Here is a 20,098-nt window from a genome sequence, read left to right as displayed (position 1 = left end):
GTCCGAAATCGACTGCCCCGCGACGTTCCCGCGACGGAGGGAACGTAATAACATTACCTCACCAAGCGCAAGTTGAGGAGATTGCCAAGATGAAAACCCGCGCCGCCATCGCATGGGAACCGAACCGCCCCCTAGAAATCGAGGAAATCGACCTCGAAGGCCCCAAGGACGGCGAGGTTCTGGTCCGCATCGTTACCACCAGCCTGTGTCATACCGACATGTTCACCCTGTCGGGCGCCGATCCCGAAGGGCTGTTCCCGGCCATCCTGGGCCATGAGGGCGTCGGCATCGTCGAGGAAATCGGCCGGGGCGTCACCTCGGTCAAGCCGGGCGATCATGTCATCCCGCTGTATATCCCCGAGGATCCGAACTGCCCCTATATCAAGTCCGGCAAGACCAACCTGTGCCAGACCATCCGCGAAACGCAGGGGCGCGGCGTGATGCCCGACGGCACCTCGCGCTTTTCCTACAAGGGCAAGATGATCCACCACTATATGGGCACCAGCACCTTCAGCGAATATACGGTGCTGCCCGAGATCTCGGTGGCGAAGATCTCGACCGAGGCGCCCTTGGCCAAGGCCAGCGTCATGGGCTGCGCCATCCCGACCGGCATGGGCGCGGTGCGCAACACCGCCAAGGTCCAGCCCGGTTCCACGGTCGCGGTCTTCGGCCTTGGCGCGGTCGGCATGGCGGTGATCCAGGGGGCGAAGATGGTCGGCGCCAGCCGCATCATCGGCATCGACACCAACCCCAACAAGTTCCCGCTGGCCCGCGGCCTGGGCGCGACCGACTGCATCGACCCCAAGGATTTCCAGCAGCCGATCCATCAGGTCATCGTCGACATGACCAATGGCGGGGTGGACTATTCCTTCGAATGCATCGGCAACGTCAATGTCATGCGCTCGGCCCTGGAAGCCTGCCACAAGGGCTGGGGCGAATGCACCGTGATCGGCGTCGCCGGCGCGGGCGAGGAGATCGCCACCCGTCCCTTCCAGCTTGTCACGGGCCGGGTCTGGCGCGGTTCGGCCTTTGGCGGCGTCAGGGGGCGCAGCCAACTGCCCGGCATGGTGGACGAATGGTTGCGGGGCGATTTCAGCGTCGATCCCTATATCACCCACAACATGACGCACGATCAGATCAACACCGCCTTCGATCTGCTGCACGCGGGTGAATCGATCCGTTCGGTCATCCATTACCAGCCGCAGGACACGATGCGGGTCAACAGCCTGCCCGGCAAGATCGTCCCGGCCTGAACGCGCCGCGCCCCGGACATGCGCCATGTCCGGGGCGCGTCAGTCAGAACACCAGCGACCGATGCAGCTGCGCCCCGGCCCAGGCCCCGTCCCCCACCGCAAGCGAGACGGAATGCGGCACCCGCGCCGCATCGCCGCAGGCGAAGGCGCCGGGCACCGTGGTCTCTTTCATCGCATCGGTGCGGATCTGGCTGCCGAAGGGGGTTTCCTCCTGCTCGCAGCCGAGGTCTTCGGCCAGGGGCGTCGCCGGGACATTGCGGGCGGCGGTGAACAGCCCGGCGAAGGACAGCCGCCGCCCGTCGGTCAGCACCACCTCGGCCTCGCCCTCCAGCCGCGCGACGGGGGTATCCTCGACGCCGACGCCGCGCGCCGCCAGATCGGCCAGCACGTCCGCATCGGGGGTCACCGCACCATTGGTGAACAGCGTGACCTGGCCCCATTCGGGCAGAAACTGCGCCTGATGCAGCGCCATCGGCCCGGTCGCCAGCACCCCGATCCGGCCCCGGTCCAGTTCGTAGCCGTGGCAATAGGGGCAAAGGAACACGCTTTTCCCCCAGCGTTCCGCCAGCCCCGGAATGTCGGGCAGGATGTCGCGGACGCCGGTGGCGAACAGCAGGCGCCTGCCCCCGTGGCGGGCACCGTCTTCCAGGGCGACATGGAAATCGTCCTTCCGGCCCTCGGCCTTGGTGGCGGTCGCCTCGACCCAGGTCAGCGTCGGATAGCGCAGCAACTGTTCACGCGCCGTGTCCCAGATCACGGCCGGGTCCACGCCGTCCTGGCCAAGGAAGCCATGGGAATGGCTGGCAAAGCGGTTGCGACGCTGGCCCGCATCGACGATCAGAACCGAACGCCGCGCGCGGACGAGTTGCAGGGCCGCGGCCATCCCGGCATAGCTGCCGCCGACGACGATAACGTCATGTTTCATGTGTCCGTCTTTCTTTGTATCAGCTTGCGGCGCCGCGCCTGAACGCCTCGAACGCCATGGTCAGAAACGGTTGCGGCTTGCCCGATAGGGCGGCGAATTCGCGGCGAAGCGCGTCCTCGTCCAGGTTGGTGCCGATCAGGACCAGGCGGCTGGACGCCTCGCCATTCGGCCAGCCATCCAGCCGCTCGATGGGATAAAGCCGGTGCTGCACGGCATGGACGACCGCCGGGGACGACGGATCGTCCTGAAGCGCGACCAGGCCCTTGATCCGCAGCAGGCCGTTCCCCGGCGTCTGGGTCAGCCGCGCCAGGAGCTGCCGCAGGGCGCGCCCATCGACCGGATCGTCGCGCAGAAGCGGGATCGCCAGCACGTTGCCGTGGCGGTTGAGGTTGTGGAAATGGCCCCCATGGCCGTGATCGTGCGTCCCCTCGGCCGCCAGCCAGTCGGCCACGCCCTCGCCCTTGCCAAAGGCGGAATAGCTGCCGGGCGCCAGCAGGGCCGCCATATCGAAATCCGGGGCGGCGGCATCCTGGATCCGCAGCGCGGGGTTGATCGCGGCCAGCCGCGCGGGCCAGTCGCCCGCCGGGGCCAGATCGGTGCGGGTCAGCACGGCATGGTCGGCAAAGGCGATCTGCTTCAGGCTTTCGGGATGGGCGTCAAGCACGTCGCCGATCCCTTGGACATCGACGACCGTGATCACCCCCGACAGGTGGAAGGCGCGCGCCACCGCATGGTCGCGAAGCGACAGGGCGGGCAGGCCGCCGGGGATCAGGCTGTTGATCAGGGGCGCCGGATCGGCAAGGCCGGTCGTCTCGACGATGATGCGCGAAAAGGGCGGCAGGCCGCCCTTTCGCCGCATCACCAGAAGCTCGTCCAGCGAGGATCGCAGATCGCTGCCCACGGTGCAGCAGATGCAGCCGGTGGTGGTCACCACCGGGTGCTCCCTGCCCTCTCGCACCAGGTCGTGATCGACCGGGACCAGACCGAATTCGTTGATGATCACCGCCGTGTCGCGAAAGGCCGGATTTTCAAGGATGCGGTTCAGCAGGGTGGTCTTGCCCGCGCCCAGAAAGCCGGTCAGCAGAAAGACCGGGATCGCGGATTGTTCATTTCGTCGTGCCATGGCGAGCCTTTCGATGACGTGAGCTGCGGCGCAGCAGAATCTGGGTCAGCGCCGCCAGATGGGGAAATTCCACCAGCATCCCGATCGCGATCCCGGCCAGGATCAGCGGCTGGCCGGGAATCGCCGCGGCGGTCACGGCCAGCATCAGGGGGGCATTGCGCGCGGCGGTGGTCATCGCCAGCAATGCCTGCTGCGGATAGGGCAGCCGGGCCAGCCGGGCCACGGCCTCGCCCATCAGGAAGGTGGCGACGAAGAACAGGAAGACCGCGATCAGGATGGTGCCGAAGGCGGCAAGGTGATCGGCGATGATCCGGGTATTGGCGGCAAAGATCAGCAGGATCAGCGCGGCGATCACCGGCGGCACCGCCTGCCCCGACCCATGCGCGACGCGGTGGAACAGCGGGGCGGGCAGCAGCCGTTCCAGCCCGAAGCGCAGTCCCTGCGCCAGCAGCAGGGGGACAAGGAACCACCGCAGAAGCGTGTCGGGGATGGCGGCGGCATCCACGATCCCGCTGTGGCGGGTGAACAGCCACAACCAGACCGGATACAGCAGAAGCTGCGAGATCAGGTTGACCGGGATCAGCGCGGCGCCAAGCGCGGTGTCGCCCCGCGCCATGCGGGTGAAGCCCAGGAACCAGTCGGTGCAGGGCGACATGAAATAGATCACCAGCCCCGTGAAAAGCAGCGGCTGGCCGGACAGGAACAGCGAGGCGATGGCCCAGCCGATCAGCGGCACGATCAGGAAATTGGCGGCCCAGGCCAGCGCCATGAAGCGCAGGTTGCCGAATCCCAAGGCCAGGGCCTGCGGCCGGATCTCGAAGAACAGCAGAGAGACCAGAACGGTCAGGACCGGATCGATGGCGCCCGACAGCCTGTCCCCGATTGCGGGATCCAGCCAGCCCATGGCCGAACCCAGACCGATCGCGCCGACGAAAAGGGCCGTTGCGCCCAGGCCCGGCCTTTCCTGTCCTGGCCCGGCCTTTCCCGAAGCCGCCTTTGCCGAGGCCACTGGATCGGACGACGTCATCTTCCCCTCGGTCTCACAGGCCGGAAACCGGCGTTTCGGGCTGCGGCCGGGGCCGTGGGGCGAAGGCGTCCATGTGCAGGATGCACAGCTTGTTCCCCTCGGGGTCGCGGCAATAGGCACCGTAATAGTCGGGGGCGTAATGGGGACGCAGCCCCGGCGCGCCCTCGTCCTGCCCGCCCGCGGCAAGGGCGGCGGTCCAGGCGGCATCGACGGCCTTGCGGGTTTCGGCGCGGAAACTGACCTGCGTTCCGTTGCCGCAGGTGGCCGGGCGCCCGTCCCAGGGCAGCTGCACCCAGAATTGCGGCCAGTCCCGGCCCGGCTGCGTCCAGCAATTGCCCGCCGGGCCGCCATCGGGTTCGGCCGGCTGGCGGACAAGCCCCAGATGCGGCAGGACGGCATCGTAGAAGGCCGTCTGCCGGTCCAGGTCACGGGCGCCCAGGATGATATGGCTGAACATGCGTGTCTTCCCTGTTGCGTCGGTTTTTACAGGCTGCGTTCCGCGGCCGGCTGGTCCTCGACCAGCACGCCCAGATCCAGCAGCGTGTCGCGCAGCCGGTCCGCGGTGACGAAGTCGCCCCGCGCCCGTGCTGCGGCGCGGTCCTGAAGCAGCGCGTCGATGTCGCCGGGGTCGCCCCCGGCCGGAATGCAGGCGGACAGCGCGGCCCGCCATCCCTCCTCGGTCTGTTGCAGCAGGCCCAGTTCCGCCCCGGCCTCGACCAGGGCGGCGATATAGCGGGGCCGCAGAGCGAGATCCGTCCTGCGGGTCGCCTCGGCCAGGGCGAACAGTTCCGCCAGGGCCGCCGGGGTGTTCAGGTCGTCCTCCAACGCGGCGCGGAACCGTTGCAGCAGCGGGCTGTCGGCGCTGAGCCGGACGTCGCCCGGCCCCTCGCCGATGGCGGAATAGAGCCGCGACAGCGTCCTGACCGCCTGCGGCAGCGTCTGGTCGGTCCAGCCCAGCGGCTGGCGGTAATGCGCCGACAGCAGCGCCAGGCGCACCGCCTCGCCCGGCGCCTGGTCCAGCAGGTCGCGCATCAGCAGCACATTGCCCAGCGACTTCGACATCTTGCGCCCGTCCACGGTGACAAAGCCGTTGTGCAGCCAGAACCGGGCGCGGGTGCCCTGGGCGATCTCGTTTTCATGATGGGGGAATTGCAGGTCGATCCCGCCGCCATGGATGTCGATGGGATTGCCCAGGTGATGGTCGATCATGGCCGAGCATTCGATATGCCAGCCGGGCCGCCCCCTGCCCCAGGGGCTGTCCCATCCCGGCTGCGCCCCATCCGAGGGCTTCCACAGCACGAAATCCGCCGGATCGCGCTTGAAGGGCGCGACCTCGACCCGCGCGCCCGCGATCATCTCGGACCGCTTGCGGCGCGAAAGCATCCCGTATTCGGGAAAGGACGGCACATGGAACAGCACATGGCCCTGCGCCTGATAGGCGTTGCCCTTCTCCAGCAGCCGCCCGATCAGGGCGATGATCTGCGGGATATGGTCCGTGACCTTCGGCTCGATGGTCGGGGGGCGCACGCCAAGCGCGGCCATGTCGGCGTGATAGGCGGCGGTGAAGCGCGCCGAAATGGCCGCGATGGGCAGCCCCGCCTGGGCCGCCGCCGCGTTGATCTTATCATCCACGTCGGTGATGTTGCGGGCATAGAGGACGCGGCCGAAGCGCCGCTCCAGCACACGCGCCAGCACGTCGAAGACGACGGCCGGGCGCGCGTTGCCGATATGGGCGTAATCATAGACCGTCGGCCCGCAGACATACATGCGGACCTCGCGCGGGTTCAGCGGGACGAAGGGCTGCTTTTCGCCGCCAAGGCTGTTGAACAGGAAAAGGGTCATCACGGATCTGCCTGATATGCCGGAGGAAAGGGGATCGGCGGCGCCTCAACAAAGGCATTTGTCGGCGTCGCAACAGGCCAGGTCGTCAAGATACATGTTGTTGGTCCGATAGGTTTCCAGCGCGGCGGTATCGGCCCCCAGCCGCCCGGCGATGGCGCGGGCGACGACGGCGAAACGCTGGCGGAACTTGTAGATGAAGCAGAACAGATGCCCGTTATGGGACACCTCGGGTCCGACCAGGAACAGCCCCGGCAGGGCGGTGGATTCGTCCTGGGCCGTCAGCAGCGGCAAGCCGCTGTCGGCATAATCGAACCACTCGGATACCCGCGCCGTGCCGCTAGCAAAGCCGGTGGCCAGGATCGGCGGCGTGGCCGACAGCCAGCTGCGCCCGTCGCCCGACAGGATGCGGATGCCCTCGGGTTCGGGTTCCAGCGCGATCACCTCGGCCCCCTTCACCAGGGTGACGGCGCCCTTCTTCAGCCCGGCATCGAGCCGCTGGCGGGTGAAGGGCGACAGCGCCCGGCCGGGATCCTTGTCGGCATCCTCCCAGGGCGCGCCGCGTCCCAGCACCGTCACCCGCTTTCCCGCGCGGGCCAGCCCCAGGGCGGCATCCACCCCGCTTTCATAGCCGCCGATGACAAAGACCGGATCGCCCGGCACATCGGCCCAGCGGGCGATGGTGGCATAATGCCGGCCAAGGTCGGCGCCGATGATCCCCGCATCCGAGGGCGTGCCGAACTGCCCGCCCGCCCAGATCACGAAATCCGCGGCGATTGCACCCCGGTCGGTCTCAAGGATGAAGCCCTCGCCCTCGGGCCGAATCCCCGCCACGTCGATGCCGCATTGGACGTTCAGTCCGAAGGCCAGCGCGGCCTGTTCCAGATAGCCGGCATAGGCGCCGCCATCGGGATGTTCCCGCTTCAGCGACCAGCCGGGCGAGCTGTCATAGCTGATCGCGTTCAGGTCGGTCAGGCCGAAGACATTGCCGGGGAATGACGGCGTCAGCAGCCGCGTGCCCGAGGGCCAGCGCAGGAAGCTCTGCCCGATCCGGCCGCGTTCCAGCACCCAGACATCGGGGATGGCCAGATCGCGCAAGACCCGCGCCACGCCCAGCCCGGCGGGACCGGCGCCCACGATCGCCACCGTGACATGATCCGGCACATGGCCGGGGATCCGGCGTTTTCCATCGAAGGTCATTGGGCCACCTGTTCGGACAGGTATCCGAGGGGCAGCGCATGTGCGGTGGTCCTGACACTGGACAGGGCCGAGAAAAGCTCTCGAAGCTCGGGGTCGGTGAAGTCGCGGACGATCAGAACCAGCTTGGTGCGCCGGTCGTCGCCCCGCCAGTCCTGCAACGGAACGGGCGGGTGGAAGATGTGCTGGACGCCATGGACCGCGAAGGGATAGGGCATGTCGGCCAGATGGATCAGCCCCTTGAAGCGAAGCAGATCCTCGCCCCGCCGCGCCATCAGCAGGTCCATCCAGATGTCGAACACCGTGCCGTTGACCGGCTGGTCGATGGTCCAGGCGACCGAGCGGATCCTCTCCAGATGCGTCGGCGCATCCGTGCCTGTCGATCGCGGGCCGGGAACCCGATCCTGCGCCAGCCAGTCCCGCGCCTGTCGCCACCCCATCCCGGTCTCGAAATGTCCAAGGCCGACCAGGACGGCCGGGTCGACATCGCCATGAAGGACGGTTCTGACCGGGGCCGCCGCATTCAGGTCCGCGATGGCGCTGCGGACGCGGGATTCCTCGGCCTGGGGCAGGTCGGTCTTGGTCAGCAGCACAAGATCCGCCAGCGCCACCTGCCGGCGGGCTTCCTCGTGGCCCTGCAAGGTTGCGGCACCAAGCGCCGCATCCACGGTCGCCACCACGCCCTCGACGGCAAAGCGCCCGGACAGTTCGATGCCCGTCATCAGCGTGTGAAGGATCGGCGCGGGATCGGCCAGGCCGGTCGTCTCGATCACCACCCGCTCGAAGGCCATCTCGCCCGCCTCGCTGCGTTGGGCAAGGTCGATCAGGGTCTCCAGCAGATCGCCGCGCAGGGTGCAGCACATGCAGCCCGATTGCAGCAGGATCATCGTCTCGGTGGTGGCGACGACCAGTTCGTGATCCAGGCCGATATCGCCGAATTCGTTGATGATCACCACGGTGCGCGCGAAGGACGGATGGTCCAGCAGCCGGTTCAGGACGGTGGTCTTGCCGCTGCCCAGAAAGCCGGTCAGCACGGTCACGGGGACAGTCACGGGGACGGCCTGGGGCGGATGCGGCGTCATGCGCGGCTTCCGGCCTGCTGTGCATCAAGGTCGGCCTTCAGGCAATCGGCGCAGGTTCCCTCGACCTCGACGACCCGGCGGCCGACCTGGAAGCCCAGCATCTCGGCGCGCTGCGCCAGTGCGTCGCCGATCGCCCCGGCACTGGTCTCGACCGCCGCGCCGCAATGGTTGCACAGGAAGAAGACGCTCCGCTGCCCGCCGCCCGGTTGCGAGCAGGGAACAAAGGCGTTCCGTGTCTCGATCCGCGACACGAAGCCCTGTTCCAGCAAGAAATCCAAAGCCCGATAGGCGGTCGGAGGCGCCAGGGGACGCCCCAGCCGCAGCGCCAGGGTTTTCAGCAGATCATAGGCGCCCACCGGACCGTCCGCTTCCAGCAGAACCTGAAAGGCCAGGCGGCGAAGCGCGGTCAGACGGACGCCACGCTCCGCGCAGATGCGCTCGACCGCTTCGGCGGGCAGAAGTCCATGGGGCATCGGCTAAGGGTTCCCGCAATTCATAATCGTAATGTTATTACGTTTCTTATGAGGATGACAAGATCATGCCGTTGCCTGGATGCGGTTTCCCAGAATCCTGCTCACTTCGGGTCCGGTTGCCGCCCCACACGGGGATTGACGCGCGGCCCGAATCGCTCTATCAATCCAACGATCAAAGGATTGAAGGAATGTAGGGCGATGCAGGGATCGCGGCAGGATCTGGACAAGGCGGCGGCCATCTTCAAGGCGCTGTCCGATCCGGCCCGGCTGAACACCCTGGTCCTGCTGGCCGAGAAAGAGCGGAACGTGGGCGAGCTTGTCGACCTGGAAGGCGACCGTATCGGCACGGTGTCGGCGCGCCTTCAGGTTCTTCTCAATGCCCGCCTCGTCACCCGGCGGCGCGAGGGCAAGGCCATCTATTACGCGCTTACCGACAGCCATGTCCTCAATCTTGTCGAAAACGCGATCGAACATGCGCGCGAAACCCACTGACCCCGAAAGGAACCTTCCGATGTCCAACTGCACGGCACCCCATCACGCCCATCACGACCACCAGCATGGCAAGGACTGCGGCCATACCGCGATCCGCCACGGCGACCATATCGACTATCTGCACGATGGCCACCTGCACCATCCGCATGGCGATCATGTCGACGAACACCGCCTTGAGGTGACGGCGGAAAATCCCGCAACCTGCACCGTCGACCATCCCGCCACAGGCCATCATGCGGGCCATATCCATGGGCCGGACTGCGGTCACGAGGCGGTTCCGCATGGCGACCATGTGGACTATCTGGTGAACGGACGCCTGCATCACCCGCATGGCGACCACTGCGACGACCACGGCCCGGTCGAAGTCGTTTCGGCCTGACCGGCAGGCCGACCCGCGCCGTCAGGACGCGAGGCTCAATTCCCCGGCCATCGCCCGTTCGGGCTGTCCCAGACTGACCACCCGGTCCGCCGTCTTGCGGATCAGGTCGGGATCGTGGCTGACCAGTAGGAGGGCCATGCCCGTCTGGCGCGCGGTATCGGCCAGAAGCCGCGTCACCTCGGCCTGGGTGATCAGGTCCAGCCGCGAGGTCGGCTCGTCCGCGAACAGAAAGACCGGATCCAGCAGCAGCGCCCGAAGCAGCGCCAGGCGCTGCAACTCGCCGCCCGACACCTCGGTGGGGCGGCGGGTCAGCAGGACGGGGGCAAGGCGCAGCCGCTCCATCAGCGGCGGTATCCGGCCCGCGTCGAGGCGGTGCATGCGGATCAGGTCGTCAAGCGCGGTGCCCAGCCGGACATGGCGGGGAAAGGCGCTTGGCGGATCCTGATAGAGCTTCTGGAACCGCACGCGCGACGGGCCCTGGGCGCGGGCGACGGTGCCATGATCCGCGCGCGTCAGCCCCAGAAGCACATCGCCCAATGTGGATTTGCCGCAGCCGCTTGGTCCCCAGATGCCGACGATCTCGCCCGGATGCAGGGTCAGGTCCAGCCCGTCGAACAGCATCCGCCCGCCGCGCGCGATGCCCAGGCCAGATGCGCGCAGCACCGGCGTTCCCCGCGGCGCGCGGGGCTGCGCGGGCGGCCAGCTGGACGGATCGGCGGCGATCAGGCGGCGGGTATAGTCGTGCTGCGGGTTCGACAGCACCTGTTCCGCCGGGCCGCGTTCGATCACACGCCCCTTCAGCACCACGGCCAGATCGCCCCCCATGCGGCGCGCCAGCACCAGGTCATGGGTGATGGTCAGAAGCCCGCCGTCGTCCCGCACCTCGCGCATCAGCAGGTCGATCACGTCGTCGCGGCGCGCGGCGTCAAGCCCCTTGGTCGGCTCGTCCGCGACCACGATGCGCGCCCCGCCGGTGCGGGCGGCGGCAAAGGCCACCCGCTGCGCCATGCCGCCCGACAGCTGGTCGGGGCGCCGGTCGCCCGCGCCCTCCAGACCCAGTTCCGCAAGGTCGCGGTCGGCGGCCCGGCGCGCATCGTCCCATGACAGCCCGCGCACAAAGGCATGGCCTTCGGCCACCTGCCCGCGCGCGGCCATCAGCGGATCCAGCGACAGCCAGGGTTCCTGCGGCAGCACGCCGATCACCCGGCCCCACAGCGCCCGGTGCCCGCCCGGTCGCGACAGGTCCAGATCGTGGCCGTCCAGCGTCACCCGCCCCGCGGCTCGCAAGCCCCCCGGCAGGGTGCCGATGATCGCCTGGGCCAGCAGGCTTTTCCCCGATCCGGTCTCGCCCAGAATCGTGAAGGGACGGCCCGCGTGCAATGCCAGCGACAGCGGGGCGACCAGCGTCTCGGCTCCGGCATGGACCGAGACGGTCTCGGCGTTCAGCAGGACGGTCATGCGCGGCGCCCCCCGGCGATCAGGTTCAGGCCCAGCAGGGTCAGGAAGGTTGCCAGGACGGGGGTCAGCAGGGCCATCGGCGCCTCTCGGTAATAGGGCAGCAGTTCGACCATCATCAGCCCCAGTTCGGGGGTGGGCGGGCGCATCCCGACGCTGACGAAGCCAAGCGCCGCGATCATCATGATCGCCGTGGCCGCGCCGAAGGCCGCCACCGTCATCAGCATCGGCGCCAGTTCCGGCCACAGATGGCGGCGGAACACATAGACCGGCCCGAATCCCAGCAGGCGCGACGCCTGCACGCCGGGCGCGGCGATCAGGCGGCTGACGGTGGCGCGGGTCAGGCGGAAATATTCGATCCACAGGACCAGCGTCAGCCCGATCCAGAAGGCCAGCGGCGTCGAGGGCACGATGGCCGAGACGATCAGCACCAGAAGCAGCCCCGGCAGCGCCAGGAAACTGTCGGCGATCAGCGCGGCCAGCCGGTCGGCCCAGCCGCCCCGCCAGGCCGCCAGGACGCCGACCGCCACCCCCAGCACCGCCGAGGTCACCACCGCCGCCGCCGCGATCACCAGCGACAGCCGCAGCGCCGCCGCCAGCCGCGCGGTCAGCGACCGGCCCAGATGGTCATAACCCAGCGGCGAGGCCGCGTCGGGACCGCCAAGCGTGTTGCGCAGGCTCTGGCGCAGCGGGTCGGCGGGAAACAGGACCGGCGCCAGCAGCGCGAAACCCACGATCAGCGCCAGGATCGCCGCGCCCACCCATTGCGTCCGGGTCCAGCCGCGCCGGGGGGCGAGGGGAATGTCGGTGGTGAGCACGCTCATGCCCTGGCTCCTCGCGGGTCGATCCAGTGCGCCGCCAGGTCCACGGCGGCGTTCAGCGCGACGAAGCCCAGCCCCAGCAGCAGCGCGGTGCCCTGCACCATCGGCACGTCGCGCCCGAAGATCGCATGGACCAGGGCGTGGCCGATGCCTGGCCAGCCGAAGATCGATTCGATCACCACGACCCCCTCGACCAGCATGACGAATTGCAGGCCGAGGAATGTCACCAAGGCCACGCCGATGTTGCGCAGCCCGTGGCGGCGGAACATCTGCCCCTCGGACAGTCCTTTCCACCGCCCGAAGGCATAGAACGGGCTTGCGGCCACGCCCGCCATCGCGTCGCGCGCGATGCGCGCCGAAACGGCGGCCAGGCCAAGCGCCAGCGTCAGGGAAGGCAGGATGAAATGCGCGGGCCTGCCATGGCCCGCAGCCGGCAGCCAGCCCAGATGGATCGAGACCAGAACGATGAGGATCAGCCCCATCAGGAACTGCGGCACAGACCGCAGCGCGGTCGAGACGACCAGCAGGCCCCGGTCCAGCCAGCCTCCGGCGCGCAGCCCGGCCAGAACCCCGACCGGCGGGCCGATCAGCAGCGACAGCGCCAGCGCGGCTCCGGCCAGTTGCAGGCTGGCGCCCAGCTGGTGGCGGATCTCGTCTATGACCGGCGCGCCCGAGATGACCGAGGTTCCGAAATCCAGCCGCAGCAGATCGCGCAGCCACAGGCCGAAGGCCTCGATAGCGGGCCGGTCGAGGCCCAGTTCCTGGCGCACCGCATCCGCCGCGGCCGCGTTCACCGCGTCGTAGCCATAGCGCCCGGCGGCGATCCGGAAGGCCATGTCGCCCGGCAGCGCCTGCATCATCAGGAAGGTCAGCACGCCGACCAGCAGCGCGACCAGCACCGCCTGCGCCGCGCGGTATCCCAGGGCCCTGATCATTCGGCCCACCGGATGTCCTTCAGGCCGATGTTGCGTTCATAAGGGTCGATCACCGCCCCGGTGATGCCTTTCGACACGGCCGCCGTCTGCTGATACCAGGCGATCGGGATCACCGGCAGGTCGGCCTGAAGGATCTCGATGGCGCGCAGACGCTCGGACGGACCGCCCTTGCCCTGGGCAAGCGCGCGGATCAGCGATGTGAATTCGGGATTGTCCCAGTTCATCGCCCCCCAGTCCCCGGACGGGGCATAATCGGTCAGCAGCGTCCCGAGCGGATCGGGGACCAGGGCGAAGTTGCGGTTGATCAGCGCCAGATCCAGCGTGCCGTCGGCATGGCGGACCGGGATTTCCGACGAGTTGGTCGAATCGATGACCATCTCGACCCCGATCTCGGCGAACATCTGTTGCAGCACGGCGGCCGACAGCGGCAGTTCGGGACGGTCGGGGAAGGTGGTCAGCACAAGGCTGAAACGCTCATCCCCGCGCGTCAGGATGCCGTCGTCACCGGGGGTCCAGCCCAGTTCGGCCAGAAGCGCGCGCGCCGCATCCGGGTCATAGGCCAGCGGTTCAAGGTCGTCCGAATGCCATTCGCCGACCGCAGGCGGGAAAAGCTGCGTTCCGCCCGCCGGGAAGCGCAGGATCGCCTGGGCCAGCCCCTCGCGGTCGATGGCCATGCTGAGTGCCTGCCGGGCGCGCGGATCGGACAGGGCCGGATGCCCGGCATTCACCTTGAGCAGCAGCGTTCGTGGCACCGATACGGTCAGGATCTCGACCGTATTGACCGAGGCCAGGCGGGTGGTCGAGGCCGGGTCGAGGTTGAAGACGTAATCCGCGTCCCCGCTCTCGGCCAGCAGCGCGCGGGTTTCGGCCCGGCCCACCGCCTGATAGGTGGCGCGGTCGATCCCCGGCGCCCCGCCCCAGTAATCGGCAAAGGCCTCGGCCTCCAGCCGCAGCGGCGCCTCCAGCCGGGTCACGCGATAGGCGCCGGTGCCGATCACCTCGGTCACGCGGCCGTCCTGGGCATAGGCGGCGGGCGCATAGATCAGCGAGCGGTATTCCGACAGGAAGGCGGGCAGCGGGGCGAAGGATTCCGACAGCCGGACCACCAGATCCTTGCCGTCCGCCGCGATCCCGGCGATCGGGGCCGTCTCCAGCAGGCCCGGCTTGGCGCGCGCGACGTTCAGCGCGTTGGCCGCCGCCTCGGCGGTGAAGGGGCTGCCGTCATGGAACAGCACCCCCTCGCGCAGCGTGAAGCGCCATTCCAAGCCGTCGTCCGAGGCTTGCCACGCGGTCGCGAGACCCGGCGTCAGACGACCCTCGGCATCGACGTTCACCAGCGTTTCGGCTACGTCCATCTTGATGAAGATATTGCCCGAGGTGACGGGATCGGCGTCCTTGATTTCGAAGGGCGCGGCGATGTCCAGCACGCCGTCATGGGCGAAGGCGGCGGTGGAGAAGGCGGCGGTGGACAGGACCGCGATCACGGCGGCAGAGGCGAGACGTCTGGACAGCATGGAACCAAGCCTTGTGAAGATTTGTGTTATGTTATTAAATAACGTCAATTGCTCCGCAAGGGGGGTTCTGACGCAGACAGGGATGTAGCAGGACGGGGTTGCAGCCGGTTGTCGGCAATGTAATAACATCACGAAAATCATAGTGCCGGTCAGATGCCGAACCCCACTACCCCTCCGCCGGATGCGGCGACGATTCGCTTTCGCGACCTGACGGTGGGCTATGGCAGCCACGCTGCGGTTCATCATCTGACCGGAGAGGTCGGGCGCGGCACGCTGACGGCCATCGTCGGCCCGAACGGGTCGGGGAAATCGACGCTGATCAAAAGCATCATGGGGCTGCTGAAACCCATCAGCGGCACCTGCCGGATCGCGCCGGGCGTCAGCACCGCCTATCTTCCGCAGCAATCCGAACTGGATCGCAGCTTCCCGGCCAGCGTGTCGGATCTGGTGGCCCTGGGGCTGTGGCAGCGGCGCGGGCTGCTGGGGCGCCATCGTCCGCAGGATCGCCAGGCCATCGCCGAAGCCCTGCACGCGGTCGGTCTCGACGGGTTCGACGCGCGGCCCATCGACACGCTGTCGGGCGGGCAGTTGCAGCGGGCGCTGTTCGCGCGGGTGCTGGTGCAGGACGCCGACCTGATCCTGCTGGACGAGCCGTTCAACGCCATCGACGAAAAGACCACCCGCGACCTGATCGCCCTGATCCGCCGCTGGCATGACGAAGGCCGCACCGTCATCGTGGTCGTCCACGACCTCGACCTGGTCCGGGCGCATTTCCCGCAGGCCCTGCTGCTGGCGCGCCGGCCGATCGCCTGGGGGCCGTCCGCGCAGGTCGTGACGCAGGACAACATGCGCCGCGCCCGCCAATACCAGGAAGCCTGGGACGACAACGCGCCCTGGTGCGAACCCGCGCTTCCGGCGCAAGTGCAGGGGTTTCGCTGATGTTCGATCTGCTGATCGCCCCCTTCGCGGAATTCGCCTTCATGCAGCGCGCGCTGGCCGGGGCGCTGATGCTGTCGCTGTCGGCCTGTCCGGTGGGCGTGTTCCTGATGCTGCGCCGGATGAGCCTGACGGGCGACGCCATGTCCCATGCGATCCTTCCGGGCGCGGCTGCCGGTTTCCTGCTCTATGGGCTGGAGATCGTGCCGATGACCATCGGCGGGCTGATCGCCGGGGCCATCGTCGCGCTCGGGGCCGGCGCGGTCGCACGGATGACGGTGCAGAAAGAGGACGCCTCGCTGGCGGCCTTCTATCTGGTCTCGCTGTCGATCGGCGTGGTCATGGTCAGCCTTCGCGGATCCAGCGTCGATCTGATGCATGTGCTGTTCGGCACCGTGCTGGCGCTGAACGACGACGCGCTGTGGCTGATCGCCCTCGTGACGGTCGTCACGCTGGTGACGATCACGCTGCTGTGGCGCGCCCTGGTCGCGGAATGCCTGGATCCGCTGTTTCTTCGCTCGGTTTCGGCCCTGGGCGGGGCGGTGCATTTCGCCTTCCTCGCCCTGGTGGTGCTGAATCTGGTTGCCGGGTTCCAGGCGCTCGGCACGCTGCTGTCGGTCGGGCTGATGATCCTGCCCGCGGCGGCGGCGCGGTTCTGGGTCAGCAATGTCCGGTCCATGTGCGCCCTTGCCATCGGCATCGGGCTGACCGCCTCGGTGGGGGGGCTGCTGCTCTCCTATCACCTGTCGCTGCCCTCCGGCCCGGCGATCATCCTGTCGACCGGGGCGATCTATGCCTTTTCCGTGCTGGCGGGTTCGCGGGGCCTGCTGCGCCCGGTCCTGTCGCGCCATCGCCATCGGACCGCCTGATCCTCCATGAACAGGGACATCCTCATGAAACATCGTATTCTTGGCGCGGCGGCATGTTACCTGATGGCCTTCGCGACGCCCTGGGCCGCGCAGGCCGAGCCGTTGAATGTCGTCGCCACCTTCTCGATCATCGGGGATTTCGCCGCCGAAGTGGGCGGCGATCGCATCGACCTGAAGGTTCTGGTCGGGCCGGATTCCGATTCCCATGTCTATGAACCGCGCCCGGCGGATGCCATCGCCCTGGCGCGGGCCGATGTGGTCCTGACCAACGGGCTGGAATTCGAGGGCTTCATGGAACGGCTGATCGCCGCCAGCGGGACGGATGCCGCCATCGCCACCCTGACCGACGGGATCGATACGATGGAGGAGCCGGGCGGCGGTCATTACCATTACATCGACGGCAAGGCGATCTTCCATGCCGGGGCGCATGATCCCCATGCCTGGCAATCCGTCGCCAATGCCAAGGTCTATGTCACCAACATCGCCACGGCCTTCTGCACGGCCGACGCCGAAGGCTGCCCGGATTACGAGGCGAACGCCGCCCGATACAATGCCGAACTCGATGCCCTGGACGCCGAGATCCGCGCCTCCGTCGCCGCCCTGCCCGAGGATCGCCGCACGGTGGTCGTGGCCCATAACGCCTTCCGCTATTTCGAACGGGATTATGGCGTCCAGTTTCTGTCGCCGCAGGGCGTCTCGACCGAATCCGAGGCGGCGGCGGCCGATGTCGCAGGCCTGATCCGCGAAATCCGCGACCGCAAGGCAGGCGCGATCTTTGCCGAAAACATCAGCGACACGCGGCTCTTGGAGCGCATCGCGGCGGAATCGGGGCTGGAGATCGCGGGAACGCTTTATTCCGACGCGCTGTCCGCCCCGGATGGCCCCGCCGCGACCTACATCGCCATGATGCGCCACAATTCGGGCGCCATCACCACGGCGCTGTCGGCAAAATGACCTCACTGCCCGACCGGCCTCGCCGGTCTGGTCCTTCCTCCTCCCCATCCTCAAAGGAGAATACCGATGGTAAGACATCTTGCGGGCGCCAGCATCCTGGCCCTTCTGGCGGCGGGCGCCGCCATGGCGCAGGACCACGATCACGATCACGATCACGAAGACAACGTGACCGCCTATCGCGTCTTCGTGGGCGATCATGAAAAGCCGCAGATCACCGCCTTCGACCTGACCGAACCCGATAACCGCTGGACCTTCGACACCAAGGGGCAGGTCAATCTTTACAGCGAAGCGGGCGGCGCGGTGATCGTCGCGGTTCAGTCCTTCGATGACCAGGTGAACTTCCTGACCTCGGGCATCTCGCTGCACAGCCACGGCGACCATAAGGACATCGAGGTCGCCGACCCGGCCGCGGTCGAGCAGGTCTTCGACGGCAAGCGCCCGTTCCATGTCGTCGAGAACGGCGGCAAGATCTCGATCAACTTCGACCGGGGCGGCTATTCCGAACTGGTGGACGCGCACGCGCTTTCCGAAGGCAAGCTGGAGTCGGTGCGGTTCCCGCAGGCCCATGCCCATCACGGCGTCGCCGTGCCGATGGGCAATCTGATCATCGGCAGCGTCGCCTCGGACCAGCCGCCGGCCGAGGAAGGCGCGCTTCCGCCCCGCGTCGGCGCCCAGGCCTTCAACATCGACGGCACACCGGCGGGCGATCTCCAGACCTGCACCGGCCTGCATGGCGAGGCGCTTTCAGGCGCCTATCTGGCCTTCGGCTGCGAGGAAGGTGTCCTGACGGTGACGCTGGACGGCGCCGATCCGGTCTTCAACATGCTGCCCTATCCCGCCGAATATCCGAAGGGCGAGATGACGGGCACGCTTCTTGGATCGGACGCGATCCAGGTGTTCGTGGGCGATTATGGCGACAAGGCCCTGTCGGTCATCGACCCCGTGGACGAACCGCATATGCGCCTGATCGAACTGCCCTTCCGCGCCGTCGATTTCGCGCTTGATCCCGTGCACCCCTCGGATGCTTTCGTGCTGATCGAGGACGGAACCCTTCACCGGATCAATCTGCTGGACGGCAAGACCGAGGCCAGCGCCAAGGTCACCGAGCCCTACAGCATGGACGGCGACTGGAACCTGCCGCGTCCGCGTCTTGCCATGGCCGGGGACGAGGTCGTGATGACCGATCCCAATGCCGGTCTGGTGCGCCGCATCGCCACGGCCGACCTGAAGGAAGTGGGCACCATCCCCGTCGAGGGCAAGCCCTATAACCTCGCCGTTGCCGGGGGCAGCGGGCTCCAGCACTGAGGACCGGAAGTGACAAGGCCGCCGTCCCGGCTGCGGGGCGGCGGCATCCATCGGAAAAGGCCGGGGGCGGCCTTGCCGGACAGGCGGGGCGACAACAGCGCTCGGCCCGCCTGCCGTCAAGGCCCTGCGCCGGAGACGATCACCATGCGCATTCACTGCCTGATAGTGCCGGCCGTCGCCCTGACGCTGATGGCGGGCTGCGCCCCAAGCCGCCCGCCCGTGGCAATGGACTATCCTTCGGCAACCTGCCACGCCTTCGGCTTTCCCGAGGGCACCGCGGATTTTGCGCGCTGCGTGGCCGAAACACGGCAGGCGGATCTGCGCAGCGCCGAACAGGCCAGCATGGCGCTGTTCGTGATCGGCCAGCGGATGCAGCAGGGTCTTTCCATCGAATGAAAGACTGCCCGCCGCGCGGTCACGCGCGGCGGGACGCTGGCGGTTGGATGGCCGTTACTGCGCCGCGCCTGCCAGCCCCTCGGCCACGGTCTGCGTCGTCACCCGCAGCAGGTCCAGATAGGTCGGCACCGGGCCGTCAGGCTCGGACAGGCTGTCCACATAAAGAACGCCGCCGTATTTCGCGCCGGTTTCCCGCGCGACCTGTTCGGCCGGGGCGGTGTTCACGGTGCTTTCGCAGAAGACCACCGGGATGTGGTTCGCCTTCACGCCGTCGATGACCGCGCGCACCTGCTGGGGCGTGCCCATCTGATCGGCGTTCATCGGCCACAGGTAAAGCTCTTTCATGTCCAGGTCGCGCGCCAGATAGGAGAACGCCCCCTCGCAGGTGACCAGCCACCGCTGGGCTTCGGGGATCTGGCCGATCTGCGCCTTCAGGGGTTCCAGCGTCGCGCGCAGTTCCTGTTTATAGGCTTCGGCGTTCTGCTGATAGGTCGCCGCGTTCTCGGGATCGTGCTCGGCAAAGGCCGCCGCGATGTTGTCGATATAGATCAGGGCGTTGCTCAGCCCCATCCAGGCATGGGGGTTGGGCTTGCCTTCATAGGCGCCGGTCGCGATGGGGATCGGGTCGATCCCTTCGGTCACCGTCACCGAGGGAACGTCGCCAAGCTGGTCCAGGAACTGCTCGAACCAGAGTTCGAGGTTCAGGCCGTTCCAAAGGACAAGGTCGGCGTCCCCGGACCGGATGATGTCCTGCGGCGTGGGTTCATAGCCATGGATCTCGGCGCCCGGCTTGGTGATCGAAACCACCTCGGCCGCGTCCCCGGCGACATGGCTGGCCATATCCGCCAGCACGGTGAAAGTGGTGACCACCTTCATCCTGTCCTCGGCCAGGGCCGGGCCGGCCATCAGCGCCATGGCCGCCGTTGCTTGAAGAAGTCGTGCCATCCCGAAGGACATTGCAATTCCTTTCCCATCAGTTGCGATTTGGTCTCATCTAGGAAAAGGCAAGCGCAATCCGATTGCAAGTGCAAATCATTCTCAATCTCATCTGAATCCGGTTGCCCCCTGCAATCCGAACCGCAATCCGAACCGGCCAGCCGATCACGTGGACGACATCCCGGCG

21 protein-coding genes are annotated in these 20,098 nt (G+C 67.7%); 8 read left to right on the top strand and 13 right to left on the bottom strand.

Translation table 11 applies throughout. From position 1 onward, the window contains the following. Positions 1-89: 89 nt before the first annotated feature. Positions 90-1,253 carry an S-(hydroxymethyl)glutathione dehydrogenase/class III alcohol dehydrogenase gene (locus PXD02_RS02640; RefSeq protein ID WP_275105410.1) on the top strand — a complete coding sequence of 388 codons (1,164 nt, stop codon included), beginning with the start codon at positions 90-92 and terminating at the stop codon, positions 1,251-1,253. Positions 1,254-1,296: 43 nt separating this feature from the next. Here the strand turns inward: PXD02_RS02640 and PXD02_RS02635 are convergent, their stop codons facing one another. The 8 genes from PXD02_RS02635 to PXD02_RS02600 form a co-directional block, all read right to left on the bottom strand. Beyond that, positions 1,297-2,178, bottom strand: a complete 882-nt coding sequence (locus PXD02_RS02635; protein WP_275105409.1) for an NAD(P)/FAD-dependent oxidoreductase — start codon at positions 2,176-2,178, stop codon at positions 1,297-1,299. Between the two features lie 19 nt (positions 2,179-2,197). Continuing rightward, positions 2,198-3,301: a CobW family GTP-binding protein gene (locus PXD02_RS02630; RefSeq protein WP_275105408.1), complete on the bottom strand. Its 1,104-nt coding sequence runs from the start codon at positions 3,299-3,301 to the stop codon at positions 2,198-2,200. Further along, the gene (locus PXD02_RS02625) at positions 3,285-4,205 is read right to left on the bottom strand and encodes an arsenic resistance protein (protein WP_275105407.1); all 921 of its coding nucleotides are present in this window, start codon (positions 4,203-4,205) and stop codon (positions 3,285-3,287) included. The genes PXD02_RS02630 and PXD02_RS02625 overlap by 17 nt, the downstream gene beginning before the upstream one ends. Before the next feature lie 136 nt (positions 4,206-4,341). After that, positions 4,342-4,785, bottom strand: coding sequence for a VOC family protein (locus PXD02_RS02620; protein WP_275105406.1), 444 nt, complete (start codon positions 4,783-4,785; stop codon positions 4,342-4,344). Between the two features lie 26 nt (positions 4,786-4,811). Beyond that, complete coding sequence (cysS, locus tag PXD02_RS02615; protein WP_275106342.1) at positions 4,812-6,170, bottom strand: cysteine--tRNA ligase; 1,359 nt, start codon at positions 6,168-6,170, stop codon at positions 4,812-4,814. Positions 6,171-6,215: 45 nt separating this feature from the next. Then, the gene (locus tag PXD02_RS02610) at positions 6,216-7,367 is read right to left on the bottom strand and encodes an NAD(P)/FAD-dependent oxidoreductase (RefSeq protein WP_275105405.1); all 1,152 of its coding nucleotides are present in this window, start codon (positions 7,365-7,367) and stop codon (positions 6,216-6,218) included. Beyond that, complete coding sequence (locus PXD02_RS02605; protein ID WP_275105404.1) at positions 7,364-8,446, bottom strand: CobW family GTP-binding protein; 1,083 nt, start codon at positions 8,444-8,446, stop codon at positions 7,364-7,366. The genes PXD02_RS02610 and PXD02_RS02605 overlap by 4 nt, the downstream gene beginning before the upstream one ends. Beyond that, positions 8,443-8,919, bottom strand: a complete 477-nt coding sequence (locus PXD02_RS02600) for a helix-turn-helix domain-containing protein (RefSeq protein WP_275105403.1) — start codon at positions 8,917-8,919, stop codon at positions 8,443-8,445. The genes PXD02_RS02605 and PXD02_RS02600 overlap by 4 nt, the downstream gene beginning before the upstream one ends. Positions 8,920-9,117: 198 nt before the next feature. Between PXD02_RS02600 and PXD02_RS02595 the strand changes: the two genes are divergently transcribed. Beyond that, positions 9,118-9,411 (top strand): ArsR/SmtB family transcription factor, encoded by a 294-nt coding sequence (locus PXD02_RS02595; protein WP_275105402.1) that lies wholly within the window; start codon positions 9,118-9,120, stop codon positions 9,409-9,411. A gap of 19 nt (positions 9,412-9,430) precedes the next feature. Beyond that, a complete protein-coding gene (locus PXD02_RS02590; protein ID WP_275105401.1) occupies positions 9,431-9,790 on the top strand; it encodes a hypothetical protein in 360 nt (119 codons plus the stop codon). A 21-nt stretch (positions 9,791-9,811) separates the two neighbouring features. Here the strand turns inward: PXD02_RS02590 and PXD02_RS02585 are convergent, their stop codons facing one another. The 4 genes from PXD02_RS02585 to PXD02_RS02570 are packed head-to-tail and all read right to left on the bottom strand — an operon-like array spanning position 9,812 to position 14,515. After that, positions 9,812-11,248 carry an ABC transporter ATP-binding protein gene (locus PXD02_RS02585; RefSeq protein WP_275105400.1) on the bottom strand — a complete coding sequence of 479 codons (1,437 nt, stop codon included), beginning with the start codon at positions 11,246-11,248 and terminating at the stop codon, positions 9,812-9,814. Beyond that, positions 11,245-12,069, bottom strand: a complete 825-nt coding sequence (locus tag PXD02_RS02580; protein WP_275105399.1) for an ABC transporter permease — start codon at positions 12,067-12,069, stop codon at positions 11,245-11,247. Before PXD02_RS02580 ends, PXD02_RS02585 begins: the two co-directional genes overlap by 4 nt. After that, the gene (locus tag PXD02_RS02575; protein WP_275105398.1) at positions 12,066-13,001 is read right to left on the bottom strand and encodes an ABC transporter permease; all 936 of its coding nucleotides are present in this window, start codon (positions 12,999-13,001) and stop codon (positions 12,066-12,068) included. The genes PXD02_RS02580 and PXD02_RS02575 overlap by 4 nt, the downstream gene beginning before the upstream one ends. After that, on the bottom strand, positions 12,998-14,515 hold the full coding sequence (locus tag PXD02_RS02570) for an ABC transporter substrate-binding protein (RefSeq protein ID WP_275105397.1): 1,518 nt from the start codon (positions 14,513-14,515) through the stop codon (positions 12,998-13,000). The genes PXD02_RS02575 and PXD02_RS02570 overlap by 4 nt, the downstream gene beginning before the upstream one ends. A 153-nt stretch (positions 14,516-14,668) precedes the next feature. Here PXD02_RS02570 and aztA point away from each other — a divergent pair, with 153 nt between their 5' ends. The 5 genes from aztA (at position 14,669) to PXD02_RS02545 (ending at position 18,975) form a co-directional block, all read left to right on the top strand. Next, complete coding sequence (gene aztA / locus PXD02_RS02565; RefSeq protein WP_275105396.1) at positions 14,669-15,454, top strand: zinc ABC transporter ATP-binding protein AztA; 786 nt, start codon at positions 14,669-14,671, stop codon at positions 15,452-15,454. Then, positions 15,454-16,320 carry a zinc ABC transporter permease AztB gene (aztB, locus tag PXD02_RS02560; RefSeq protein ID WP_275105395.1) on the top strand — a complete coding sequence of 289 codons (867 nt, stop codon included), beginning with the start codon at positions 15,454-15,456 and terminating at the stop codon, positions 16,318-16,320. The genes aztA and aztB overlap by 1 nt, the downstream gene beginning before the upstream one ends. 24 nt (positions 16,321-16,344) lie before the next feature. After that, positions 16,345-17,274: a zinc ABC transporter substrate-binding protein AztC gene (gene aztC, locus PXD02_RS02555; protein WP_275105394.1), complete on the top strand. Its 930-nt coding sequence runs from the start codon at positions 16,345-16,347 to the stop codon at positions 17,272-17,274. A gap of 66 nt (positions 17,275-17,340) precedes the next feature. Further along, positions 17,341-18,579: a hypothetical protein gene (locus PXD02_RS02550; protein WP_275105393.1), complete on the top strand. Its 1,239-nt coding sequence runs from the start codon at positions 17,341-17,343 to the stop codon at positions 18,577-18,579. A gap of 144 nt (positions 18,580-18,723) precedes the next feature. Continuing rightward, the gene (locus PXD02_RS02545; protein WP_275105392.1) at positions 18,724-18,975 is read left to right on the top strand and encodes a hypothetical protein; all 252 of its coding nucleotides are present in this window, start codon (positions 18,724-18,726) and stop codon (positions 18,973-18,975) included. A gap of 54 nt (positions 18,976-19,029) precedes the next feature. Here PXD02_RS02545 and PXD02_RS02540 read toward each other — a convergent pair whose 3' ends face one another. Next, positions 19,030-19,920 carry a metal ABC transporter substrate-binding protein gene (locus PXD02_RS02540; protein WP_275105391.1) on the bottom strand — a complete coding sequence of 297 codons (891 nt, stop codon included), beginning with the start codon at positions 19,918-19,920 and terminating at the stop codon, positions 19,030-19,032. Positions 19,921-20,098 lie beyond the last annotated feature (178 nt).

This window comes from Paracoccus sp. S3-43, from assembly GCF_029027965.1.
Taxonomy (GTDB): Bacteria; Pseudomonadota; Alphaproteobacteria; order Rhodobacterales; family Rhodobacteraceae; genus Paracoccus.
The sequence above is the reverse complement of the archived record's forward strand: the minus strand, read 5'-3'. Positions and strand labels throughout refer to the sequence as shown.

Excerpts from the sequence above, each read along its gene's own strand:
- PXD02_RS02570 (WP_275105397.1), bottom strand. The coding sequence starts at position 14,515 with ATGCTGTCCAGACGTCTCGCCTCTGCCGCCGTGATCGCGGTCCTGTCC.
- cysS (WP_275106342.1), bottom strand. The coding sequence starts at position 6,170 with ATGACCCTTTTCCTGTTCAACAGCCTTGGCGGCGAAAAGCAGCCCTTC.
- PXD02_RS02635 (WP_275105409.1), bottom strand. The coding sequence starts at position 2,178 with ATGAAACATGACGTTATCGTCGTCGGCGGCAGCTATGCCGGGATGGCC.
- PXD02_RS02545 (WP_275105392.1), top strand. The coding sequence starts at position 18,724 with ATGCGCATTCACTGCCTGATAGTGCCGGCCGTCGCCCTGACGCTGATG.
- PXD02_RS02600 (WP_275105403.1), bottom strand. The coding sequence starts at position 8,919 with ATGCCCCATGGACTTCTGCCCGCCGAAGCGGTCGAGCGCATCTGCGCG.
- PXD02_RS02595 (WP_275105402.1), top strand. The coding sequence starts at position 9,118 with ATGCAGGGATCGCGGCAGGATCTGGACAAGGCGGCGGCCATCTTCAAG.
- PXD02_RS02640 (WP_275105410.1), top strand. The coding sequence starts at position 90 with ATGAAAACCCGCGCCGCCATCGCATGGGAACCGAACCGCCCCCTAGAA.
- PXD02_RS02580 (WP_275105399.1), bottom strand. The coding sequence starts at position 12,069 with ATGAGCGTGCTCACCACCGACATTCCCCTCGCCCCCCGGCGCGGCTGG.
- PXD02_RS02575 (WP_275105398.1), bottom strand. The coding sequence starts at position 13,001 with ATGATCAGGGCCCTGGGATACCGCGCGGCGCAGGCGGTGCTGGTCGCG.
- aztA (WP_275105396.1), top strand. The coding sequence starts at position 14,669 with ATGCCGAACCCCACTACCCCTCCGCCGGATGCGGCGACGATTCGCTTT.
- PXD02_RS02625 (WP_275105407.1), bottom strand. The coding sequence starts at position 4,205 with ATGGGCTGGCTGGATCCCGCAATCGGGGACAGGCTGTCGGGCGCCATC.
- aztC (WP_275105394.1), top strand. The coding sequence starts at position 16,345 with ATGAAACATCGTATTCTTGGCGCGGCGGCATGTTACCTGATGGCCTTC.
- PXD02_RS02585 (WP_275105400.1), bottom strand. The coding sequence starts at position 11,248 with ATGACCGTCCTGCTGAACGCCGAGACCGTCTCGGTCCATGCCGGAGCC.
- PXD02_RS02590 (WP_275105401.1), top strand. The coding sequence starts at position 9,431 with ATGTCCAACTGCACGGCACCCCATCACGCCCATCACGACCACCAGCAT.
- aztB (WP_275105395.1), top strand. The coding sequence starts at position 15,454 with ATGTTCGATCTGCTGATCGCCCCCTTCGCGGAATTCGCCTTCATGCAG.
- PXD02_RS02610 (WP_275105405.1), bottom strand. The coding sequence starts at position 7,367 with ATGACCTTCGATGGAAAACGCCGGATCCCCGGCCATGTGCCGGATCAT.
- PXD02_RS02550 (WP_275105393.1), top strand. The coding sequence starts at position 17,341 with ATGGTAAGACATCTTGCGGGCGCCAGCATCCTGGCCCTTCTGGCGGCG.
- PXD02_RS02620 (WP_275105406.1), bottom strand. The coding sequence starts at position 4,785 with ATGTTCAGCCATATCATCCTGGGCGCCCGTGACCTGGACCGGCAGACG.
- PXD02_RS02630 (WP_275105408.1), bottom strand. The coding sequence starts at position 3,301 with ATGGCACGACGAAATGAACAATCCGCGATCCCGGTCTTTCTGCTGACC.
- PXD02_RS02605 (WP_275105404.1), bottom strand. The coding sequence starts at position 8,446 with ATGACGCCGCATCCGCCCCAGGCCGTCCCCGTGACTGTCCCCGTGACC.
- PXD02_RS02540 (WP_275105391.1), bottom strand. The coding sequence starts at position 19,920 with ATGGCACGACTTCTTCAAGCAACGGCGGCCATGGCGCTGATGGCCGGC.